The organism is Motilibacter peucedani, assembly GCF_003634695.1.
GTDB classification, from domain to species: domain Bacteria; phylum Actinomycetota; class Actinomycetes; order Motilibacterales; family Motilibacteraceae; genus Motilibacter; species Motilibacter peucedani.
In genome coordinates this window covers 111,337-132,715 of the sequence record NZ_RBWV01000015.1, presented here as the reverse complement: position 1 = coordinate 132,715, position 21,379 = coordinate 111,337, and the positions used below count along the sequence as shown (strand labels likewise).

Annotated in this window: 22 protein-coding genes; 1 reads left to right on the top strand and 21 read right to left on the bottom strand. The window is 73.7% G+C overall.

Features of this window, described 5'->3' with window-relative positions; all coding sequences use genetic code 11:
- Positions 1 to 19 precede the first annotated feature (19 nt).
- From CLV35_RS17170 to CLV35_RS17160, 3 genes are read right to left on the bottom strand one after another with little or no spacing between them, the layout of a single operon-like run.
- On the bottom strand, positions 20 to 451 hold the full coding sequence (locus tag CLV35_RS17170) for a MarR family winged helix-turn-helix transcriptional regulator (protein ID WP_231121977.1): 432 nt from the start codon (positions 449 to 451) through the stop codon (positions 20 to 22).
- Positions 448 to 2,181: an MFS transporter gene (locus CLV35_RS17165; RefSeq protein WP_121194727.1), complete on the bottom strand. Its 1,734-nt coding sequence runs from the start codon at positions 2,179 to 2,181 to the stop codon at positions 448 to 450. The genes CLV35_RS17170 and CLV35_RS17165 overlap by 4 nt, the downstream gene beginning before the upstream one ends.
- Before the next feature lie 34 nt (positions 2,182 to 2,215).
- Positions 2,216 to 4,195: a diguanylate cyclase domain-containing protein gene (locus CLV35_RS17160; protein ID WP_121194726.1), complete on the bottom strand. Its 1,980-nt coding sequence runs from the start codon at positions 4,193 to 4,195 to the stop codon at positions 2,216 to 2,218.
- A 161-nt stretch (positions 4,196 to 4,356) separates the two neighbouring features.
- Here CLV35_RS17160 and CLV35_RS17155 point away from each other — a divergent pair, with 161 nt between their 5' ends.
- A complete protein-coding gene (locus CLV35_RS17155) occupies positions 4,357 to 4,755 on the top strand; it encodes a VOC family protein (RefSeq protein ID WP_121194725.1) in 399 nt (132 codons plus the stop codon).
- On the opposite strand, the gene CLV35_RS17150 is transcribed toward CLV35_RS17155, so the two are convergent.
- The 18 genes from CLV35_RS17150 to secY form a co-directional block, all read right to left on the bottom strand.
- On the bottom strand, positions 4,752 to 6,182 hold the full coding sequence (locus tag CLV35_RS17150) for an NAD(P)H-hydrate dehydratase (protein ID WP_121194724.1): 1,431 nt from the start codon (positions 6,180 to 6,182) through the stop codon (positions 4,752 to 4,754). The two genes, CLV35_RS17155 and CLV35_RS17150, sit on opposite strands and share 4 nt — an antisense overlap.
- The gene (locus CLV35_RS17145) at positions 6,179 to 6,538 is read right to left on the bottom strand and encodes a holo-ACP synthase (protein ID WP_121194723.1); all 360 of its coding nucleotides are present in this window, start codon (positions 6,536 to 6,538) and stop codon (positions 6,179 to 6,181) included. Before CLV35_RS17145 ends, CLV35_RS17150 begins: the two co-directional genes overlap by 4 nt.
- A complete protein-coding gene (glmS, locus tag CLV35_RS17140; RefSeq protein ID WP_121194722.1) occupies positions 6,535 to 8,382 on the bottom strand; it encodes a glutamine--fructose-6-phosphate transaminase (isomerizing) in 1,848 nt (615 codons plus the stop codon). Before glmS ends, CLV35_RS17145 begins: the two co-directional genes overlap by 4 nt.
- A 10-nt stretch (positions 8,383 to 8,392) precedes the next feature.
- Positions 8,393 to 10,666, bottom strand: a complete 2,274-nt coding sequence (locus tag CLV35_RS17135; RefSeq protein WP_121194721.1) for a putative bifunctional diguanylate cyclase/phosphodiesterase — start codon at positions 10,664 to 10,666, stop codon at positions 8,393 to 8,395.
- A gap of 81 nt (positions 10,667 to 10,747) precedes the next feature.
- Positions 10,748 to 12,163, bottom strand: coding sequence for a phosphoglucosamine mutase (gene glmM / locus CLV35_RS17130; protein ID WP_121194828.1), 1,416 nt, complete (start codon positions 12,161 to 12,163; stop codon positions 10,748 to 10,750).
- Positions 12,164 to 12,165: 2 nt separating this feature from the next.
- Positions 12,166 to 12,666 carry a 30S ribosomal protein S9 gene (rpsI, locus tag CLV35_RS17125; protein WP_121194720.1) on the bottom strand — a complete coding sequence of 167 codons (501 nt, stop codon included), beginning with the start codon at positions 12,664 to 12,666 and terminating at the stop codon, positions 12,166 to 12,168.
- Positions 12,667 to 12,716: 50 nt separating this feature from the next.
- Positions 12,717 to 13,160, bottom strand: a complete 444-nt coding sequence (gene rplM, locus CLV35_RS17120) for a 50S ribosomal protein L13 (protein WP_121194719.1) — start codon at positions 13,158 to 13,160, stop codon at positions 12,717 to 12,719.
- A gap of 170 nt (positions 13,161 to 13,330) precedes the next feature.
- Positions 13,331 to 14,278: a tRNA pseudouridine(38-40) synthase TruA gene (gene truA, locus CLV35_RS17115; RefSeq protein ID WP_121194718.1), complete on the bottom strand. Its 948-nt coding sequence runs from the start codon at positions 14,276 to 14,278 to the stop codon at positions 13,331 to 13,333.
- Positions 14,279 to 14,297: 19 nt separating this feature from the next.
- Complete coding sequence (gene rplQ, locus CLV35_RS21030) at positions 14,298 to 14,957, bottom strand: 50S ribosomal protein L17 (protein ID WP_121194717.1); 660 nt, start codon at positions 14,955 to 14,957, stop codon at positions 14,298 to 14,300.
- Between the two features lie 64 nt (positions 14,958 to 15,021).
- Entirely contained in the window at positions 15,022 to 16,038 is a 1,017-nt protein-coding gene (locus tag CLV35_RS17105; protein ID WP_121194716.1) for a DNA-directed RNA polymerase subunit alpha, read from the bottom strand.
- 105 nt (positions 16,039 to 16,143) lie between these two features.
- Positions 16,144 to 16,770: a 30S ribosomal protein S4 gene (gene rpsD / locus CLV35_RS17100; RefSeq protein WP_121194715.1), complete on the bottom strand. Its 627-nt coding sequence runs from the start codon at positions 16,768 to 16,770 to the stop codon at positions 16,144 to 16,146.
- Positions 16,771 to 16,804: 34 nt separating this feature from the next.
- On the bottom strand, positions 16,805 to 17,215 hold the full coding sequence (rpsK, locus tag CLV35_RS17095; protein ID WP_121194714.1) for a 30S ribosomal protein S11: 411 nt from the start codon (positions 17,213 to 17,215) through the stop codon (positions 16,805 to 16,807).
- An 86-nt stretch (positions 17,216 to 17,301) separates the two neighbouring features.
- Positions 17,302 to 17,682 (bottom strand): 30S ribosomal protein S13, encoded by a 381-nt coding sequence (rpsM, locus tag CLV35_RS17090; RefSeq protein WP_121194713.1) that lies wholly within the window; start codon positions 17,680 to 17,682, stop codon positions 17,302 to 17,304.
- Between the two features lie 299 nt (positions 17,683 to 17,981).
- The gene (gene rpmJ, locus CLV35_RS17085; protein WP_121194712.1) at positions 17,982 to 18,098 is read right to left on the bottom strand and encodes a 50S ribosomal protein L36; all 117 of its coding nucleotides are present in this window, start codon (positions 18,096 to 18,098) and stop codon (positions 17,982 to 17,984) included.
- A 72-nt stretch (positions 18,099 to 18,170) separates the two neighbouring features.
- Positions 18,171 to 18,392 carry a translation initiation factor IF-1 gene (infA, locus tag CLV35_RS17080; protein ID WP_121194827.1) on the bottom strand — a complete coding sequence of 74 codons (222 nt, stop codon included), beginning with the start codon at positions 18,390 to 18,392 and terminating at the stop codon, positions 18,171 to 18,173.
- A 177-nt stretch (positions 18,393 to 18,569) separates the two neighbouring features.
- A complete protein-coding gene (gene map, locus CLV35_RS17075) occupies positions 18,570 to 19,394 on the bottom strand; it encodes a type I methionyl aminopeptidase (protein WP_121194826.1) in 825 nt (274 codons plus the stop codon).
- A gap of 20 nt (positions 19,395 to 19,414) precedes the next feature.
- Positions 19,415 to 20,068 (bottom strand): adenylate kinase, encoded by a 654-nt coding sequence (locus CLV35_RS17070; RefSeq protein ID WP_121194711.1) that lies wholly within the window; start codon positions 20,066 to 20,068, stop codon positions 19,415 to 19,417.
- Positions 20,068 to 21,375, bottom strand: a complete 1,308-nt coding sequence (gene secY, locus CLV35_RS17065; protein ID WP_121194710.1) for a preprotein translocase subunit SecY — start codon at positions 21,373 to 21,375, stop codon at positions 20,068 to 20,070. Before secY ends, CLV35_RS17070 begins: the two co-directional genes overlap by 1 nt.
- Positions 21,376 to 21,379 lie beyond the last annotated feature (4 nt).

The following is a 21,379-nucleotide window of genomic DNA, read 5'->3' as shown; positions in this document are numbered from 1 at the left end:
GGCAGCGTGCCAGAGCGGCTCAGCCGGCGGGCGGGTCCTCGCCGATGAGCGCCTCCAGCGCGGGCAGGGCCGCCTCGACGGCGGCCAGCTGGTCGCCGTCGAGCCGCGAGAGCAGCCGGGCGAGCGAGGAGGTGTAGTGCTCGCGGACCGTGGCGAGCAGCTCGCGCCCGGCCGGGCTGATCGTGAGCAGCACCGAGCGCGCGTCGGTCGGGTCGGTCGTCCGCTCCACGGCCCCGCGCTCGTCGAGCGCGAGCAGCGCACGGCTCATGGTCGGGGCCGAGACGCCCTCCTTGGCCGCGAGCTCACCCAGGCGGATCGGGCCGGACCGCTCGATGCTCACCAGGGCCGAGAGCGGGAGGTGCGAGAGCCCCGCACCGCCCTCGGCGCGCATGCGGCGGTTGAGGCGGCCGACCACCAGCCGCAGCCGGGCCGCCATCGGCACCTCGGTCACGCCGGCCGGTTCTCCTCGTGCACGTGCGCGCGGGTGTCACCGCGTACCCACGCCAGCACCGCGGCGACCGCCGCCATCACGGCGGCCAGCACGAACACCACGACCAGCCCGTCGTGGAAGGGGCCCGAGATCAGGTGCGGGAAGAAGCTCGTGCCGGTCAGCGTGTCGCGGTTGGCGGCCGGGAGCCGGTCGAGCTCGCCGGTGGGCGTGAGCAGCGCGCCGATCGGGTTGTAGCCGAGGAAGGAGGCGAAGACGGTGCCGACGGGCGGCAGCCCGGCGACCGAGTCGGCGGCGCTGCTGGACACGCCCTGGCCGACCAGGCCCGTACGCAGTGCGTGAGGCAGCGAGCCGGCGAGCCCGGCGATCAGCAGCGAGAAGAACACGCCCATCGAGAGCACCATGCCGGAGTTCTGGAAGGTCGACACCATGCCGGCGGACGCACCGCGCTGGCGGGCCGGCACGGAGCCCATGATCGCGCTCATGTTGGGCGCGGTGTAGAGCCCGGCGCCGACGCCGTTGAGCAGGATCAGCGTGGCGAAGGCCCAGTAGCTGAAGTCCGTCGGCAGCGCGAGCAGCCCGAGGAAGCTCAGCGCCATCAGCGACATCCCGCCGACGGTGAAGGGCAGGGCGCCGTGCCGGTCCGACAGGTAGCCGGAGACGGGCCCCGCCACGAGGAAGCCCAGCGTCAGCGGCAGCAGGTAGATGCCCGCCCACAGCGGGGTGCTCTCGTAGTCGTAGCCGTGCAGCGGGAGCCAGATGCCCTGCAGCCAGATGATGAGCATGAACTGCAGGCCGCCGCGGGCGATCGCGCCGGTGAGCACGCCGGTGGCGCCGGTCCAGAAGGGCTTGGTGCGGAAGAGCTCGAGGTGGAACATCGGGTCGTCGACCCGCCGCTCGACGGCCACGAACACCACGAGCAGCGCCAGGCCGCCCACGATGCCGAGCAGCACCCAGGGGTTGGTCCAGCCCTCGGTGTGCCCGCCGTAGGGCTGGATGCCGTAGGTGATCCCGGCCAGCAGCGCGGTCAGCCCGACGCCGAAGGTCAGGTTGCCCCACCAGTCGATGCGCCCGGAGCCGCGGGTCGAGGTCTCGCGCAGGCTGCGGTAGGCCCAGACGGTGCCCAGCACGCCGAGCGGCACGCTGACCCAGAAGATGGCCCGCCAGTCCCACTCGGAGAGCACGCCGCCGACGACCAGGCCGATGAACGAGCCCGCGATGCCGGCGACCTGGTTGATGCCGAGCGCCATGCCGCGCTCGTGGGCGGGGAAGGCGTCGGTGAGGATGGCGGTCGAGTTGGCCATGAGCATCGAGCCGCCGATGCCCTGCACGACGCGGAATCCGATGAGCCAGAGCGCTCCCCCGCCGCCGGAGAACGGCACGAGGGCCAGCGCGGCCGACGACAGCGCGAAGACGGCGAAGCCGGCGTTGTAGATGCGCACCCGGCCGTAGATGTCGCCCAGCCGGCCCAGCGTCACGACCAGCACGGCCGTCACGAGCATGTAGCCCATGAGCAGCCACAGCAGGTAGCTCACGTTGCCGGCAGCGAGCGGGTCGAGGCCGATGCCGCGGAAGACCGCCGGCAGGGAGATGAGCACGATCGAGGAGTTGACCGTGGCCATCAGGATGCCCAGCGTCGTGTTGCTGAGCGCCACCCACTTGTAGGCGAGGCGTCCGTCCGACGGTCCTGGGCTGGTCGGCTCGGCCGCGGTGCGGTGGGTCAGGGCCGTCATGCGCGCTCCCGGTCAGTTCGTTGCTTGATGCTAACTAACTGTACGCAGGGTCCTCGACAGCAGCACGCTCGGCCCGGTCGCGGCCGGCGAGCTTGGCGGCGTAGAGCGCGGTGTCGGCCGCGCGCACCAGGGCGTCGGCCGGGTCGCCGGGGCGCGGGTGGGCGAGCGCCCAGCCGGCGCTCACGGTCACCACCCCGCTCGGGGAGTCGGCGTGCGGGACGGCCAGCGCGCGTACGCGGGCCAGCAGCCGCTCGGCGACCTCGGCGACGCCCGTCGGCCCGCTCGAGGGCAGGAGCACCGCGAACTCCTCGCCGCCGTAGCGGCTGGCCAGGTCGTCGGCGCGCGACGCGGCGCCCTCGAGGGCGGCGGCGATCCGGCGCAGGCACTCGTCGCCGGCCTGGTGGCCGTAGCGGTCGTTGTACTGCTTGAACGAGTCGACGTCGCACAGCACCAGCGCGACCGGCTCGCCCGCCCGGGTGGCGTGCTCCCACTGCCGGCGCAGCGCCTCGTTGAAGGCTCGGCGGTTGGCGATGCCGGTGAGCTCGTCGCGCAGCGTCGCGCGCTCGAGCTCGGCGTTGGCCCGGCGCAGCCCCTCCTCCGCCGCCCGGCGCGTGGCAACCTCGAGCTCGAGCTGCGCGGTGCGCAGCGCCACCAGCCGCTCGAGCTCGCTTGCCTGCTCCTGCAGCACCCGCTCGCGGTGGAGGCCGTCGAGCGCGCGGCTGAGGTCGATCTGCAGCACGTCGGAGATGCGCGAGCGCTCCGCCGCGTCGTCGTGCTCGTAGACCAGGTAGCCGTGCTGACGGCTGCCCGAGAACAGCGCCTGCACGAGCACCCGGTCGCCGAGCCGTCCCAGCAGCCCGGGCGGCAGCAGCTGGGCCTGGTCGAAGGCCGGCACCCCGTCGATCGGCTCCAGCGCGCCGTCGAGCCAGGCGAGCGCGACGCGTACGTCGTGGTGAGCCGGCCCCCCGGCCACCTCGTCCTGCGCCAGCACGAGGAAGCAGCTGCGCAGGCGCAGCCGCGGCAGGTGGGCGGCGAGCTCTGCGACGACGTCCTCGATGTCGGCCGCGGCGGAGAAGGACCGGCTCATCTCGAGGATGTGGTCGAGCGCCGCCACGGCGGCGGCGACGCCACCTCCTGCGGCGGCCGCGTGCGAGCGCGCTCCGCCGGTCGAGCCGCGGACGACGAGCCGACTGGGTACGCGGCGCTGCGCCGGCGCCGCACCGCCGCCCAGCTGCTCGAGCAGCGAGGTGGCCACCGCCCGGCCCTGGGCGGCGAGGTCCTGGTCGACGCTGGTGAGGTCGTGCCCCGAGGGCGACGAGGCGGGGACGTCGTCGAACCCGCTGACGAGCACGTCGTCGGGCACGCGCAGGCCGTGCAGCCGCAGCGCGTCGAGCGCGCCGTAGGCCATGTCGTCGTTGGAGGCCACGACCGCGTCCGGGGCTGCCGCGGCCCAGGCCGGCGAGTCGAGCAGGCGGGCCGTCGCGCGGTGGGCCGGCTCGCGGTGGAAGTCGCCGAGCAGCACCAGCTCCTCGCGCACCGGCAGGCCGCGGGCGGCCATCTCGCGGCGGAAGACGGCCTCGCGCTGCTGGGCGTCGGGGTTGTCGACGTTGCCCTGCAGGAACACCGGCCTGCGCACGCCCTGCTCGTCGAGCAGGTGGGCCATCAGCTCGCCCATCCCCGCGGAGTTGTCGCACTCGACGTTGGGCACGCCGGCGATCCGCCGCGACACGGTGACGACGGCCACGCCGTGCTGGGCAGCCGACCGGCACAGCGACTCCTCGGTGCCCTCGTCCTCGAGGGCGGTGAGCACGACTCCGCACACGCGCCCGGAGCCGATGAGCCGCTCGAGCAGCTCGCCGTCGTGGCCGTTGCGGGGGTGGCTGACAGCGACGAGGACGGGCACGCCGGCGCCGGCGAGGCCCTGCTGCAGGCCGGAGACGAGCTGGCGCTGGTAGTCGGTCACCTCGTTCACGACGACGGCCACGAAGGCGGCGCCCTCGCCGGTCTCGCTCATCGCAGGTGCCCCTCACTGTCGGTGGGCTCCTATCGGCGCCGGGTGTCCCGACCTGCGCGGTCGTCAGCCGGGTGGCGCAGCGGAGCTCTTGACGGCGCCGCCACTCGGGCTAGCGTCAGGGACGGGGCACCGCCCCGTGCCCCTCCCCCAGGAGGTCCCCGATGCTGAGCGAGAGCCGAGTCCACGCCAACGTCCCCGCTGCGGACCTCGCCAGGGCCCGCAGGTTCTACTCCGAGGTCCTCGGTCTGGAGCCGGCGCAGGAGGTCGGGCCGAGCCTCGTCTACACGACCTCCGGCGGCACGTCCTTCCTGCTCTACGAGACCGAGTTCGCCGGCCTGGCCGGCCACACGATCGCGCAGTGGCACGTCGACGACATCGAGGCCGAGGTGGCCGCTCTCAGCTCGCGCGGCGTCGCCTTCGAGCAGTACGACATGCCGGGCGTCTCCTGGTCGGGCGGCATCGCCACCATGCCGGGCATGGGACGCGCCGCCTGGTTCAAGGACAGCGAGGGCAACATCATGTGCCTCGACCAGGTGGAGCCCGGGCTCCTCCAGGGCTAGCTCCGCTGACCGGCGGCGACCCGCCGCAGCGCCTCGGGCACCGCGTCGAGCAGGCGGCCCGCGTCGGTGGGCGCGCCCCCGCTGGAGAGCCTCCCGGCCAGCCCGTGGACCCAGGCGGCGCAGGCGCCGGCGTCGAAGGGGTCGAGCCCGCGCGCCAGGAACGCTCCCGCCAGGCCCGCCAGCACGTCGCCAGAGCCGGCGGTCGCCAGCCACGAGGTGCCGGTCGGGTTGGCGCGGGCCCGCCCGTCGGGAGAGACCACCAGGGTCGTCGATCCCTTGAGCAGCACGGTCGAGCCGGTGCGGGCCGCCGCCTGCCGCGCCCAGTGCAGCCGGCGGGCCTCGACGTCCTCGCGGCGAACCTCGACGCCGTCGGCCTGCAGCAGCGCGGTCAGCTCGCCAGCGTGCGGAGTCAGCAGCGCCGAGCCACCGACCAGCGCGTGCAGTCGGGTCGAGGCCGCGTCGAGCACCAGCGGCTCCGGCCGGGACACGAGCTCGCGCACGCCGTCGTCGGGCTCGCCGATGCCCGGGCCGACGACCCGGGCCTGGACGCGCCCGTCCCCCACGACCACCTCCGGCCAGCGCGCGAGCACCGCCTGCCCGGCGTGCTCGGGGCCGAGGTAGCGCACCATGCCCGCGCCGCCGCGCACGGCGCCGCCGGCGCACAGCACCGCCGCGCCCGGGTAGGCGTCGCTGCCCGCGGAGACGCCCACGACGCCGCGACGGTACTTGTCGGACTCGCGACCCGGCTCGGGCAGCAGCTCCCCCACGTCGGCGGCGTCGAGGACCTCGAGGGCCGGCGCACCCAGCAGCGGCTCGAGCCCGATGCCGACGACCTCGACGAGGCCGGCGCAGCCGGCCGCCGGGTCGACCAGCAGCCCGGGCTTCAGCACGCCGGCGCAGAGGGTGAGGTCGGCGTGCACCGCGTCGCCCGCGACCTCGCCGGTGTCGGCGTCCACCCCGCTCGGCACGTCGACCGCGACCAGCAGCGCCCCGCCGGCCTCGGCCCGGCGCACCACCCGGGCCGCCTCGGGCCGCAGCCCGCCCCGCCCGCCGATGCCCACGATGCCGTCGAGCACCAGGTCGGCGGCGTCGAGCTCGTCCAGCGACCCGGTGACGCGGCCCCCGGCGCCGAGCAGGGCGGCGAGGCCGGCCTCGTGGACCCGCTCGGAGAGCAGCAGGGCAGCGACGCGTACGCCGCGGCGCGCCAGCCGCGCACCGACGAACAGGGCGTCGCCGCCGTTGTCGCCGGAGCCGACGAGCAGGACCGCGCGGGCGCCGTAGGCACCGCCGCGCGCGTCGCGCAGCAGGCGCAGGCAGGCCGCGGCCATGCCGGCGCTGGCGCGCTCCATCAGGGTCCCGGGCGGCAGGGTCGCGGCGAGCGCGGCCTCGGCGCTGCGTACGTCGTCGACCGCGTAGGCGTACCTCACGAGCGCTCTCCTTCGGCGACCACCACGGCGGAGGCGATGCCCGCGTCGTGGCTCAGCGACACGTGCCAGCTGGTGACGCCGACCCGGGCGGCGTAGGCGGCCACGGTGCCGGTCACCACGAGCGAGGGGCGGCCGGCCGCGTCGCTGACGACCTCGGCGTCGAGCCAGCGCAGGCCGGCCGGCGCGCCCAGCGACTTGGCCAGGGCCTCCTTCGCCGCGAAGCGCGCGGCCAGGCTGGAGGCCGGCAGCCGGCCCTCGGCCGGGGTGAAGACGCGCTCGCGCAGCCGAGGGGTGCGCGTGAGGACGGCCATGAACCGCGCGACGTCGACGACGTCGATGCCGAGCCCGAGGATCACTCGACCGTGACCGACTTGGCCAGGTTGCGCGGCTGGTCGACGTCGAGGCCCTTGGCCAGCGCCAGCTCGCACGCGAAGACCTGCAGCGGGATCGTCGACACCAGCGGGGCCAGCAGGGTCGAGGTCTGGGGCACGCGGATCACCGTGTCGGCGTAGGGCACGACGGCCTCGTCGCCCTCCTCGGCGATGACGATGGTGCGCGCGCCGCGGGCCCGGACCTCCTGGATGTTGGACACGATCTTGTCGTGGAGCACCGAGCGGCCGCGCGGGCTGGGCACCACCACGACCACCGGCAGGCCGTCCTCGATCAGCGCGATCGGGCCGTGCTTGAGCTCGCCGGCGGCGAAGGCCTCGGCGTGCATGTAGGCGAGCTCCTTGAGCTTGAGCGCGCCCTCCAGCGCCACCGGGTAGCCGACGTGACGGCCGAGGAAGAGCACGGCCCGCGCCCCGGCCAGCGAGCGGGCGAGCTCGCGCACGGGCTCGACGGTGTCGAGCACCGTGTCGATGTGCTCGGGCATGTCGGAGAGCTCGCGCACGACCGAGCGGACCTCGTCGTCGTACATCGTCCCCCGGGTGCGCGCCAGGAACAGCCCCAGCAGGTAGCACGCCACGACCTGGGTGATGAACGTCTTGGTCGCGGCGACCCCGACCTCGGGGCCGGCATGGGTGTAGAGCACCGCGTCGGACTCGCGCGCGATCGTCGAGCCGTTGCTGTTGGTGATCGCGACGACCCGGGCCTTCTGCTTGCGGGCGTGGCGGACCGCCATCAGCGTGTCCATGCTCTCGCCCGACTGCGAGATCGCGACCACGAGCGTGTCGCGGTCGACGATCGGGTCGCGGTAGCGGAACTCGCTCGCCACCTCGACCTCGACCGGCACGCGGGTCCAGTGCTCGATGGCGTACTTCGCGATCAGCCCGGCGTGGTAGCTCGTGCCGCAGGCGATGACGATGACCTTGTCGACCTGGCGCAGGTCGTCGTCGGAGATGCGCACCTCGTCGAGCGAGAGCGAGCCGCCCTGCAGCCGGCCCAGCAGCGTGTCGGCCACGGCCTTGGGCTGCTCGGCGATCTCCTTGAGCATGAAGTAGGGGTAGCCGCCCTTCTCGGCCGCGGCGGCGTCCCAGTCGACGTGGTACTCGTGCGGCGTGGCCTCGACGCCGTCGAAGTCGGTGATCGTGATCGAGTCGGGGCGCAGCTCGACGACCTGGCCGTCGCTGACCTCGACGGCGTTGCGGGTGTGGGCGATGAAGGCGGCGACGTCGGAGGCGAGGAAGTTCTCGCCCTCCCCGCGGCCCACGACCAGCGGGCTGTTGCGCCGGGCCGCCACGACGACGTCTGGGACGCTGGCGTGCGAGACCACGAGGGTGAAGGCGCCCTGGAGCCGCCCGCACACCCGGCGCAGGGCCTCGGCGAGGTCGGAGCCGGCGGGCTCGAACTCGTCGGCGAGCAGGTGGGCGACGACCTCGGTGTCGGTCTCGGAGACCAGCTCGTGGCCACGGGCCTCGAGCTCGGCGCGCAGGGCGGCGAAGTTCTCGATGATGCCGTTGTGGATGACCGCCACGCTGCCCGTGTCGTCGAGGTGCGGGTGGGCGTTGCGGTCGTTGGGGGCACCGTGGGTGGCCCAGCGCGTGTGCCCGATCCCGGTGGTGCTCGGCGGCATGGGCGCCTCCTCCAGCGCCGCCTCGAGGTTGGCCAGCTTGCCTGCCCGCTTGCGGGTGGCGAGCTTGCCGTCGGCGACCAGCGCCACGCCCGCGGAGTCGTAGCCGCGGTACTCCAGCCGGCGCAGACCGGCCACCACGACCTCCAGAGCTGACCTGCCGCCGACGTAGCCCACGATTCCGCACATGGACCCCAGGCTAGTTGGCCGCGGCGGCCGCCAGGTCCGGACCGCGCCGGGAGGCGGCTCCGAGCAGCGCGGTCAGCGCGTCGGCGGGCACCGGGCGGCCGAACAGCCACCCCTGGAACCAGTCGACCTCGAGCTCGGTGAGCCGCTCGCGCTGCACCTCCTGCTCGACGCCCTCGGCGATCACCGTGAGCCCGTAGGAGTGCGCCAGGCCGACCAGCGCCTGCACCACCCGGCCGCCGGCGCCCTCAGCGAGGGGGTCGACCAGCTCCTTGGCCACCTTCAGCACGTCGGCCGGCATGCCCTCGAGGTAGGCCAGCGAGGAGTAGCCCGTGCCGAAGTCGTCGAGCGCGATGCGGATGCCCGCCGCCCGCAGGTCGGCGAGCCGGCGCCGGATGCCCGGCCCGGAGGCGGCCGCCTCCTCGGTGAGCTCGAGCACGAGCGACGAGCTGGGTACGCCGTGCGCCCTCAGCGCCGACACGACCTCCGCGACCAAGCCCGGCCGCTCGAGCGAGGCGACCGACAGGTTGACCGCCAGGTGCACGTCGAGGCGGCCCTGCGCCCGCCAGCGGGCGAGCTGGGCGAGCGCCCGGTCGAGCACCCAGGTGTCGAGCGCGCCCATGAGCCCCGCGGAGCGGGCCGCGGGCAGGAAGTCGCCGGGCGGCACCAGCCGGCCGGCGCGGCGCCAGCGCACCAGCGCCTCGGCACCGACCACCGCGCCCGCGCGGTCGACCAGCGGCTGGTAGTGCACCTCGAGCTCGTCGTGCTCGATGGCGTACTGCAGGCGGCCGGCGACGAGCGGGCGGCGCCCCACCTCGACGTCGAGCGCAGGAGCGTGGGCGACGGCGCGGCCACCACCGCGTACCCGTGCGGTCAGGAGGGCGAGGGCGGCGGCCCCCATGAGCGCGTCGGTGCCCGCTCCGGCCGAGGCGAGCGTCGCGGAGCCGACGCTGGCGCGCAGCCAGAACTGCTGGCCCTCGACGACGAAGGGGGCGCGCAGGCGCTCGACCAGCTGGTCGGCCAGGGCCTCGACCGCCCCCGGCTCCGGCTCGGCGAGCAGGACGCCGAACTCGTCGGCCGCCAGCCTGGCCAGCACCGCGCCGGGCGCGAGCAGCTCGGCGACCCGATGAGCCGTCTCGCGCAGCACCTCGTCACCGGCCAGCTGGCCGGCGGCGTCGTTGACGGCCTTGAACCCGTCGAGGTCGAGCCGCAGGACCGCGGCGTCGCGCCCCGCAGCGAGCTCCGCGCCGAGCAGCTCGACGAAGCTGCGCCGGTTGGCCAGGCCGGTGAGCGCGTCGTGCGAGGAGCGGTGGGCAGCCAGCGCGGCGCTGCGCTCGAAGGCCGAGAGCAGGGTGAGCGAGCGGTAGAGCACGAGCAGCAGCACGACGACCGTCACGCCGCCGGTCGCGCGCACGGAGCCGCGCGACGCGCCCTCGACGAGCAGCAGCACCGGCCCCAGGGCGCCGCAGCCCATGACGAGCGCCAGGCGGCGCTGCGTCACGACGCGGGCGGGCGCCTGCGGCAGCGGCGTCCCGGCGCTCGGGTGGAGCGCCGCGACGCCGGCGAGCACGTAGCCCGCCAGCCAGCAGGAGTCGACCCAGCCGCCGTCGGCGTAGGAGCCGCTCGCGTCCTGCAGGGCGAAGGCCACGTCCGCAACCAGCGAGGCGGCCATCGACGCGGCGAGCAGCAGCACCGCGCGGTGGCGTGTGGCGCCCTCGAAGGCCAGCCTCGCCAGAGCGGCGAGCAGCACCACGTCGAGCGTCGGGTAGGCCAGGCTGATGACCTGCGCCAGAGCGCTCTGCGAGCCGTCGAGGGTCGGGCTGACGACGTAGCGCCAGCTCAGCAGGCCCGCGGTGAGCCCGACGACGAGGACCTCGGCGAGCGGCGACGCGTACGCGGCCCGGCCGCTCCCCCGCCCGCTGCGGCGCGCGGCGCGCGGCGGCGCGAGGGCCAGGGTCCCCGCCAGCATCGTGAGCTGGCCGAGCAGGAAGAGCCCGTCACCCGGCGAGGGGAAGGGGCTGCGGTCGAGCACCAGGTCGTAGACGTCCCAGACGACCTCGCCGCCGGACTCCAGCGCAGCACCGGCCAGCACGAGCCACCAGCCCGCGGACCGTACGCCCCGGCGGTGCAGGCTGCGTGCCGCGACGACGAGGGGCAGCACGGCGGTGCCGAGGTAGTGCACGGCCTGCGCGGCGCCGTCCGGCGTGAGGCGCAGGAACGCCGCGGCCAGCAGGCCGGCTCCCAGCACCAGCGCCCAGGAGGGCGGTCGCCGGCGCACGAGTCTCACGGGCACCCCATCGGCCAGGACCCGTCGCTCCTGAGGCTCCGGTGCTGCGGCCGTGCCGGGGCACCGCGAGCGCGCTGCGCCCTAGACGAGTGCGAGCGCGCTGCGTACGACGCCGGCGAGCCGGTCGGCCACGCCCTGCGCCTGGTCGGCGCTGGGCGCCTCCACCATCACGCGAACCACGGGCTCGGTGCCGCTGGGCCGCAGCAGCACCCGGCCGGTCGACCCGAGCTCGCGCTCGGCGGCGCTCACCGCGGCGCTGACCTGGTCGTCGAGCTCGACGCGCGACTTGTCGACGCCCGAGACGTTGAGGAGCACCTGCGGCAGCCGCTGCATGACAGCAGCCAGCTCGGCGAGGGGGCGGCCGGTGGCCGCCATCCGCCCGAGCAGGTGCACCGCGGTCAGGACGCCGTCGCCGGTGGTCGCCGAGTCGGCGAGCACGACGTGGCCGGACTGCTCGCCGCCGAGGGAGAATCCGCCGGCGCGCATCGCCTCGAGGACGTAGCGGTCGCCGACCTTGGTCTCCACGACCTCGAGGCCCTGCTCCTGCAGCGCGAGCCGGAAGCCCAGGTTGGCCATGACCGTCGCGACGACCGTGTCGTGCGCCAGGCGCCCCTCGTCGCGCAGCGCGAGCGCCAGCACGGCCAGGATCTGGTCGCCGTCGACGTCGCGGCCCTCGGCGTCGACCGCGAGGCAGCGGTCGGCGTCGCCGTCGTGGGCGATGCCGACGTCGGCCCCGTGGGCCAGCACCGCCGCGCGCAGGGGCTCGAGGTGCGTGGAGCCGCAGCCGTCGTTGATGTTGAGCCCGTCGGGCTGCGCGCCGATCGCGACGACGTCGGCACCGAGCCGGCGCAGCACCTCGGGGGCGGCCACGGAGGCCGCGCCGTGCGCGGCGTCGACGACGACCCGAAGGCCGTCGAGGCGGTGGGGGGCGGCGGACACCACGTGCGCGACGTAGCGCTCGAGGCCCTCGGGCGCGAGGCGTACGCGGCCCACCGCAGCGCCCGTCGGGCGGCCCTCGACCGGCTCGCCCGCGGCGTAGCGCGCGGCGATGGCGTCCTCGAGCTCGTCGGCGAGCTTCTGCCCGCCGCGAGCGAAGAACTTGATGCCGTTGTCGGGCATCGGGTTGTGGCTCGCCGAGAGCATCACGCCGAACGTCGCGCCCAGCTCGGCCGTGAGGTGCGCGACCGCCGGGGTCGGCACCACGCCCACGTCGACCACGTCGACGCCGGCGCTCGCCAGCCCGGCGACGACCGCCGCAGACAGGAACTCCCCCGACGCGCGCGGGTCGCGCCCGACCACGGCGGTCGGGCGCGCACCCGCAGTGCGCTCGGGGGAGCTGTGCTGCTCTGCTCCATGCGGTGCCGCGCCGTCCTGCGCAGGCAGGACGGCGGCGGCGGCGACCGACAGGCCGAGCGCGAGCTCGGCCGTCAGCTCGCCGTTGGCGAGGCCCCGGACGCCGTCGGTCCCGAACAGGCGGCCGCCGTGCGGAGCCCCCACCACTAGCGCTTGCTGTACTGGGGAGCCTTGCGGGCCTTCTTGAGCCCGTACTTCTTGCGCTCGGTGGCGCGCGCGTCGCGGGTCAGGAAGCCGGCCTTCTTCAGCGTGGGCCGGTTGGCCTCCTCGTCGACCTCGTTGAGGGCGCGGGAGATGCCGAGGCGCAGGGCGCCGGCCTGGCCCGAGACGCCGCCGCCGTGCAGGCGGGCGATCACGTCGTAGGAGCCGTCGAGGCCGAGGATCTTGAACGGGTCGTTCACCAGCTGCTGGTGGACCTTGTTCGGGAAGTAGTCCTCGAGCGCGCGGCCGTTGATGCGCCACTGGCCGGTGCCGGGGATGATGCGGACGCGGGCGACCGCCTCCTTGCGACGACCGGTCGCCGCGCCGGGGCCGGTGGCCGCGGGGCGGGGGGCAGCGGCGACGCCGCCCTCGCTCTCGGTGCTGTAGTCGCCGACGAACTCCTCGTCGTCGCTGTCGAGTACGGACTCGACGGTGGTCTCCGCCACGGTGCCTCTTCCTGTGTCTCTGCGTGTGTCGGTCGGCGCGTGCCCGAGGGCTACTGCGCGACCTGGGTGATCTCGAACGGCACCGGCTGCTGCCCGGTGTGGGGGTGCTCGGGGCCGGCGTAGACCTTGAGCTTCTTCAGCTGCTGGCGGCCGAGCGAGGTGTGCGGCAGCATGCCGCGCACGGCGCGCTCGACCGCCTGGCGCGGGTCCTTGGCGAGCAGCTCGGTGTAGGGAGTGGCCGTGAGACCACCCGGGAAGCCGGAGTGGCGGTAGGCCATCTTCTGCTCCCGCTTGTTGCCCGTCAGCGCCACCTTGCCCGCGTTGACGATGATGACGAAGTCACCGGTGTCGATGTGCGGGGCGAAGATCGGCTTGTGCTTGCCCCGGAGGAGCGTCGCGGTGTGGCTGGCGAGCCGCCCGAGCACCACGTCGGTGGCGTCGATGACGTGCCAGCGACGCTCGACGTCGCCGGGCTTCGGGGTGAACGTGCGCACAGTGCTGCCTTCGTCTCGTACTACAGGGCGGTCTCGTACTACAGGGCGTCTTCGCTGCGGGGCTCTTCGGGGGTCTGCCGCGCGGGGGCCCGCTCGGGGAGAACGGTCTCCCACGGGCACAGCGCGGCACACACAACGACTCGTCAGAGTACCGGCCCGCAGCAGGCCGGTCAAAACCCGCGCTCGGGAGGGCCCTCACCGGGAGCCTGCCCGGGCAGCGTGCGCACCCGGCGCGACTGCACCACGCGCGCCGCCAGCTGGTCGTCGGGCGGGTAGCCCACCGCCTCGAGCACCAGCCCGTGCGCCGGCGCGACCGTGACACCGGGGTCGCGCACGCGCCCGTCGAGCACCTCCCGCAGCCACCCGGGCTCGCGGCGCCCGTCGCCCACCGCGAGCAGGCCGCCGACCAGCGCGCGCACCATCGAGTGGCAGAACGCGTCGGCCTCCACGGTCGCGACCGCGCGCCCCGCCTCGTCGCGCGCCCACTCCAGCCGGAGCAGCCGCCGGATGGTGGTCGCGCCCTCGCGCCGCCGGCAGAACGCCGCGAAGTCGTGCTCGCCGAGCAGCAGCGCCGCGGCCGCCTGCAGCGCGGCGAGGTCGAGCGGGCGCGGGTGCGTCACGGTCCAGGCGCGCTCGAGCGGGTCGGCGCCCGCGGGGTCGTCGCGCAGCCGGTAGGCGTAGCGCCGGCTGGTCGCCGCGAACCGGGCGTCGAAGCCGGGGGGTGCCGCCGCGACCCGCCGCACGCGCACGTCCGCAGGCAGGACCCCTGCCAGGCGGCGTACGAGCGAGGCCTCCGTCGCCGCCCACGCCTCCACGGGCGCGTCGACGTGGCAGACCTGCCCGCGCGCGTGCACACCGGCGTCGGTGCGCCCGGCGACCGTCAGCTCGACGGACGTGCGCCAGAGCAGGCCCAGCGCCTCCTCCAGCGTACCCTGGACGGTGCGCAGGCCGGGCTGCCGGGCCCAGCCGGAGAACCCCGTGCCGTCGTAGCCCAGGTCGAGACGCAGGCGCACCCGGCGCTCCCGCTCCGCCTGGTCCTCCGGGAGCCCCTGCCCCGGCACGCCGACGGGCCCGGTCCCCTCCGAGGAGGGGCCGGGCCCGTCGGTCGTGCTGCTCATGCGTGCGCCGGGGCGCAGGCTACTTGTCGTCGCCCTCGGCCTGCTCGACCTCGGTGGCCTGCTCGGTCTGCGCCGAGGCGCCCTCCTCGGCCGCCTGGTCGCCGCCCTCGGGCGCCGAGACGTCGCTGCCGGACTCGCCGGACTCCTCCGTGGCGGCCTCGGTGCCCTGCGCCCCGTCGGTGCCCTCGGCGACCTGCTCGGCAGGGGCCTCGTCGGCCTGCTCGGCCGCCGCGTCGCCGGCCGGAGCGGCGGCCGCCGCCTGCTCCTTGACCGAGCGGCGGGTCGCGGCCTCGGCCTCGCCGACCGCCGCCTGGGCGACGGTGAGCGCCTCGACCAGCTCGATGACCGCCATGGGGGCGTTGTCGCCGGAGCGGGGGCCGATCTTCACGATGCGGGTGTAGCCACCCGGCCGGTTCGCGAAGCGCGGGCCGATCTCGGTGAACAGGCTGTGCACGACGCCCTTGTCACGGATGACCGTGAGCACCTGGCGGCGCGAGGCCATGTCGCCCTTCTTGGCGAAGGTGATGAGCTTCTCCGCGTAGGGGCGCAGACGCTTGGCCTTGGCCTCCGTCGTCTGGATCCGCCCGTGCTCGAAGAGCGCCGTGGCCAGGTTGGCCAGCAGGAGCTTCTGGTGTGCGGGACTGCCGCCGAGGCGGGCACCCTTCGTGGGCGTGGGCATGGTGGGCGGTTCCTATCCGGGTGGGGCGGGTGGCGGGTGGCTGGAGGTGCGAGCGACTAGCGGGCTAGTACTGCTCGTCCTCGGCGAACGATGCGTCGTCGTCGGCGCCGAACGCCTCCACGACGCTGCTCGGGTCGAACCCGGGCGGGGAGTCCTTGAGCGCCAGGCTCATGGTGGCGAGCTTGGCCTTGACCTCGTCGATCGACTTCGCGCCGAAGTTGCGGATGTCGAGCAGGTCGGCCTCGCTGCGGCTCATGAGCTCACCCACGGTGTGGATGCCCTCGCGCTTGAGGCAGTTGTAGGAGCGGACCGTCAGGTCGAGCTCCTCGATCGGCATCGAGAGGTTCTCGGCGAAGGCCTGGTCCTGCGGCGAGGGGCCCATGTCGATGCCCTCGGCCTCGACGTTGAGCTCGCGGGCCAGCCCGAACAGCTCGACCAGGGTCTTGCCGGCGCTGGCCATGGCGTCGCGCGGCAAGATCGAGTTCTTGGTCTCGACGTCGACGACGAGGCGGTCGAAGTCGGTGCGCTGCTCGACGCGGGTCGCCTCGACCTTGTAGGTCACCTTGAGCACCGGCGAGTAGATCGAGTCGACGGGGATCCGGCCGATCTCCTGGCCGGGCTGCTTGTTCTGCACGGCGGAGACGTAGCCGCGACCGCGCTCGACGGTCAGCTCGACCTCGAGCTTGCCCTTCTCGTTGAGCGTCGCGATGTGCAGGTCGGGGTTGTGCACCTCGACACCGGCCGGCGGGGCGATGTCGGCCGCGGTGACCGCGCCCGGGCCCTGCTTGCGCAGGTACATGACGACGGGCTCGTCGTGCTCGCTGCTGACGACCAGGTTCTTGACGTTGAGGATGATCTCGGTGACGTCCTCCTTCACGCCGGGGACGGTCGTGAACTCGTGGAGGACCCCCTCGATGCGCAGGCTCGTGACCGAGGCACCCGGGATCGAGGAGAGCAGGGTGCGGCGGAGCGAGTTGCCGAGGGTGTAGCCGAAGCCCGGCTCGAGCGGCTCGATGACGAACCGCGAGCGGTACTCGGAGACGGGCTCCTCGGACAGGGTGGGCCGCTGGGCGATCAGCACTGTTCTGGTTTCCTTCCGGCGACGCCCGCAATATGACGTCGCAGCACAAAGGGCGGGCCGCCCGCGGGTGCGGCTCCGGGGAGCCGCACCGCGGACGAGCTGGGGCTACTTGGAGTAGAGCTCGACGATCAGCTGCTCCTGGACCGGCGTGTCGATGACCTGCCGGGCCGGGAGGGCGTGCACGAGGATGCGCATCCGGTTGGGGACGACCTCGAGCCACGCCGGCACCGTGCGCTCGCCGGAGGTGGCGCGGGCGACGACGAAGGGGGTCATCTCGACCGAGCTCGCGCGGACCTCGACGATGTCGTTCTCGGTCACGCGGTAGGACGGGATGTCGACCTTGTGGCCGTTGACCAGCATGTGCCCGTGGCGGACCAGCTGGCGCGCGGCGTCACGGCTCGGCGCGAAGCCGGCGCGGTAGACGACGTTGTCGAGACGGCTCTCGAGGATGCGGAGCAGCTCCTCGCCGGTCTTGCCCTTGCGGCGGTTCGCCTCCTCGTAGTAGCCGCGGAACTGCTTCTCGAGGACGCCGTAGATGCGCGCGCACTTCTGCTTCTCGCGCTTCTGCAGCAGGTACTCGCTGTCCTTGGTCCGGCCGCGGCCGTGCTGGCCCGGCGGGTAGGGGCGGATCTCGATGGGGCACTTGGGCCCATCGCACTTCGAGCCCTTGAGGAACAGCTTCATCTTCTCGCGGCGGCAGCGCTTGCAGTCCGCCCCGGTGTAACGGGCCATGGTGGTGTGTCTCCTGGTTCGCGGGTCGGCAGCGTCAGACGCGGCGGCGCTTGGGCGGACGGCAGCCGTTGTGCGGCGTGGGGGTGACGTCCTGGATCGAGCCCACCTCCAGGCCGGTGGCCTGGAGCGAGCGGATCGCGGTCTCGCGGCCGGAGCCGGGACCCTTGACGAAGACGTCGACCTTCTTCATGCCGTGCTCCTGGGCACGGCGGGCGGCCGACTCCGCAGCCATCTGCGCGGCGAACGGCGTGGACTTGCGCGAGCCCTTGAAGCCGACGTGGCCGGCGCTCGCCCACGCGATCACGTTGCCCGTGGGGTCCGTGATCGAGACGATGGTGTTGTTGAACGTACTCTTGATGTGCGCATGGCCGTGCGCGATGTTCTTCTTCTCCTTGCGACGCACCTTCTTGGCTGCGGCGCCTTGCTGCCGTGACTTGGGGGGCACTGCTTCGCTCCTGGGGTTCTGCGGAGGTCGTCGGTCTCGTCCGTCCGGGACGGGGCCGTACTACGGCTCGTGACGGGGGACGGGGACTACTTCTTGCCGGGCTTCTTCTTGCCGGCGATCGCGCGACGCGGTCCCTTGCGGGTGCGGGCGTTCGTGTGCGTGCGCTGACCGTGGACCGGCAGGCCGCGGCGGTGCCGCAGTCCCTGGTAGGAGCCGATCTCGACCTTGCGACGGATGTCGGCGGCCACCTCGCGCCGGAGGTCGCCCTCGGTGCGGTAGTTCGCCTCGATCCAGTCGCGCAGCTTGACCAGGTCGTCCTCGGAGAGGTCGCGGACCCGGGTGTCGGAGTTGACGCCGGTGCTGGCCAGGGTCTCGAGAGCCCGGGTGCGGCCGATGCCGAAGATGTAGGTCAGGGCGATCTCCACGCGCTTCTCGCGCGGGAGGTCGACGCCGACGAGGCGTGCCATGAGGGGATGCGCTCCTGTTGAGGTGTCGGAGGATCTCGTCCAGCGCCGTTCCCGCTCCCCCCGGTCGCCCGGGAGGGCAGGTCCCCGGCCTCCGTGCCGGGGGTGTCGTCCCGAGCCGCGGGGTGCACGAGCCGGGCTCGTACGCCTGCGCCGCCCGGGGGTCGGGTCGCTGGACCTTGCGCGCGGCCCGGAGGTGCCGGGCCGTGCCTGGTGCGGTGGTCTGGGCCGCACCCCCGGCGGGTCCGCGAGGACTCGCCGGCCGGTGGAACGTCTGGAGGAGCTCCGGGACCAGCCGCTGGCTAGCCCTGGCGCTGCTTGTGCCGCGGCGTGGCCGAGCAGATCACCATGACCCGGCCGTGGCGGCGGATCACCTTGCACTTGTCGCAGATGCGCTTGACGCTGGGCTTGACCTTCACGTGGACCTCTGACGTCTCGCCGGTGCGCGGAGAACGCCCGGGCTCCTACTCGGTCGAATGTGCTTGTGGGTGCTACTTGTAGCGGTAGACGATGCGCCCGCGGTTGAGGTCGTACGGGCTGAGCTCGACGACCACCCGGTCCTCAGGGAGGATCCGGATGTAGTGCTGGCGCATCTTGCCGGAGATGTGAGCGAGGACCTTGTGCCCGTTGGCGAGCTCTACCCGGAAGAACGCGTTGGGCAGGGACTCGATGACGGTGCCCTCGATCTCGATGGCCCCTTCCTTCTTCGGCATGTCCTCCACAATCTGGGGTTGGCGGCTCTCGGGCGGAGGGCTCGAGAACGCACGACAAGGGTCGGCCACATGGGCCGACATGCGAGTCTACGCGACGCGGGACCCTTGGACCAAACGCGAGCCGGAGGACCGCCGGCCGAGCGACCCTCGGAGACCCCGGGACGCCCCGGCCGACCCTCAGGCGCCGAGGGAGCCGACCGCGACGCCCAGGGCGCCCAGCCGGGCCGCGCCGCCGTCGCGGGCGGTCAGCACCCACGGCCCGTCGGCGGTGAGCGCGACCGAGTGCTCGAAGTGGGCCGCGGGCGAGCCGTCGTCGGTCACCACGGTCCAGCCGTCGTCGAGCTCGTGGACCTCGGCGTCACCGAGCACGAGCATCGGCTCGATCGCCAGCGCCATGCCCTCGACCAGGGCCGGGCCCCGGCCGGGCCGGCCGACGTTGGGGACGTGCGGGTCCATGTGCATGGCCGAGCCGATGCCGTGCCCGCCGTAGCCCTCGACCACCCCGAAGGGGCCGGCGCCGCGGGCGGCCGTCTCGACCGCCGCGCTGACGTCGCCGAGCCGCCCGCCGACGCGCGCGGCGGCGATGCCGGCCCACATCGCGTCCTCGGTCGCACGCAGCAGGGCGGCCACCTCGGTGCCGGGCTCCCCCAGCACGACCGTGACCGCGGAGTCGCCGTGCCAGCCCTGGAAGATCGCGCCGCAGTCGAGCGAGAGCACGTCGCCCTCCTGCAGGACCCGGTCGCCCGGGATCCCGTGGACGACCTCGTCGCCGACAGACAGGCACGTCGTGGCGGGGAACCCGTGGTAGCCCAGGAACGAGGGCACCGCACCGGCCGCGCGGATGACCCGCTCGGCCACCGCGTCGAGCTCGCGCGTGGTGAGCCCCGGCCGGGCCGCCTCGACCATCGCCTCGAGCGCGTCGGCCACGACCAGGCCCGCCCGGCGCATGAGGGCGAGCTGCTCGGGGCCCTTGATCTCGAAGGCGTCCTTGCGCCGGCGCAGTGGCACGCGTCGTCCTCAGCTCAGACGTCGAACTCGCGCAGCGTCGCGATCGCGCGCGCCGTGACGCCGTCGACCGGCCCCGTCGCGTCGATGCGGCGCAGCAGCCCGCGCTCCGCGTACCACCCGAGCACCGGCGCGGTCTGCTCGGCGTAGACCTCGAGCCGGCGCCGGATGGTGTCGGCCTTGTCGTCGTCGCGCTGGAACAGCTCACCGCCGCAGTGGTCGCACACCTCGGCGACCTGGGGCGGGTCGAAGTCGACGTGCCAGACGTGCCCGCAGGTGCGGCAGGTGCGCCGCCCCGAGAGCCGGCGCACGACCTCCTCGTCGTCGACCTCGAGCTCGAGCACGACGTCGAGGGCGACCCCGCCCTTCTCCAGGATCTGGGCGAGCACCTCGGCCTGGGCGACGTTGCGCGGGAAGCCGTCGAGCAGGAAGCCCTTGGCCGCGTCGCCGGAGGTGAGCCGGTCGTCGACCATCGCGATGGTCACCGAGTCGGGCACCAGCTCGCCGGCGTCCATGTAGCGCTTGGCCTCGAGCCCGAGGGGCGTGCCGCCGCTGACGTTGGCGCGGAAGATGTCGCCGGTCGAGACCTTCGGCACGTCGTAGTGCGCGGCGATGAACTGCGCCTGGGTACCTTTGCCCGCACCCGGCGGGCCCACGAGGACGAGGCGCACTAGCGGAGGAACCCCTCGTAGTTGCGCTGCTGGAGCTGGCTCTCGACCTGCTTGAGCGTCTCCAGGCCCACGCCGACCATGATCAGCACGCTGGTGCCGCCGAACGGGAAGTTCTGGTTGGCGTGGAAGAGCCCCAGCGCGATGATCGGGATGATCGCGATGACCGAGAGGTAGAGCGAGCCCGGCAGCGTGATGCGCGAGAGGACGTAGTCGAGGTACTCCTCGGTCGGCCGGCCCGCCCGGATGCCCGGGATGAACCCGCCGTAGCGCTTCATGTTGTCGGAGATCTCCTTCGGGTTGAAGGTGATCGCGACGTAGAAGAACGTGAAGAAGATGATCAGCACGACGAACACCAGCACGTAGAGCGGGTGGTCGCCGCGGGCGAGGTAGCGCTGCACCCAGCCGCGCCAGCCGGTCGTCGTGTTGCCGCCGAGCTGGGACACCAGCTGGGGCAGGTAGAGCAGCGACGAGGCGAAGATGACCGGGATGACGCCGGCCTGGTTGACCTTGAGCGGGATGTAGGTGGACGTGCCGCCGTACATCCGGCGGCCCACCATGCGCTTGGCGTACTGCACGGGGATGCGGCGCTGGGCCTGCTCGAACAGCACGACCGCGGCGACGACCACCAGGCCGACCACGATCACCGCGATGAACGCGCTCCAGCCCTTGGCCACCTTGACGTTCCAGAGCCCGTTGGGGAACCCGGAGCAGATCGAGGTGAAGATCAGCAGGCTCATGCCGTTGCCGACGCCGCGGTCGGTGATCAGCTCGCCGAGCCACATGATGACGGCGGTGCCCGCGGTCATGACGCCGATCATCGTGACCAGGCGGAACAGCGACTCGTCGGGGACGAGGTCCTCCTGGCAGCCGCTGAAGATGCGGCCCGGCGTGCGGGCGAGCGCCAGCAGGGCGGTGGACTGCAGCACGGCCAGCGCGACCGTGAGGTAGCGGGTGTACTGCGTCAGCTTGGCCGTGCCGGACTGGCCCTCCTTCTTGAGGGCCTCGAAGCGCGGGATGACCACCGTGAGCAGCTGCACGATGATGCTCGAGGTGATGTAGGGCATGATCCCGAGCGCGAAGACGGAGAGCTGGAGCAGCGCTCCCCCGCTGAACAGGTTGACCATGCCGTAGATCCCGCTGCTGTCCTGCAGGTTGTCAGGGTCGGTGCAGATGTGCACGGCGTGGTAGGACACGCCGGGAGTCGGGAGCAGCGAGCCCAGCCGGAACAGCGCGATGACGGCCAGCGTGAACAGCAGCTTCTTGCGCAGGTCAGGCGTACGGAACGCCCGGGCGAACGCGGTGAGCACAGAT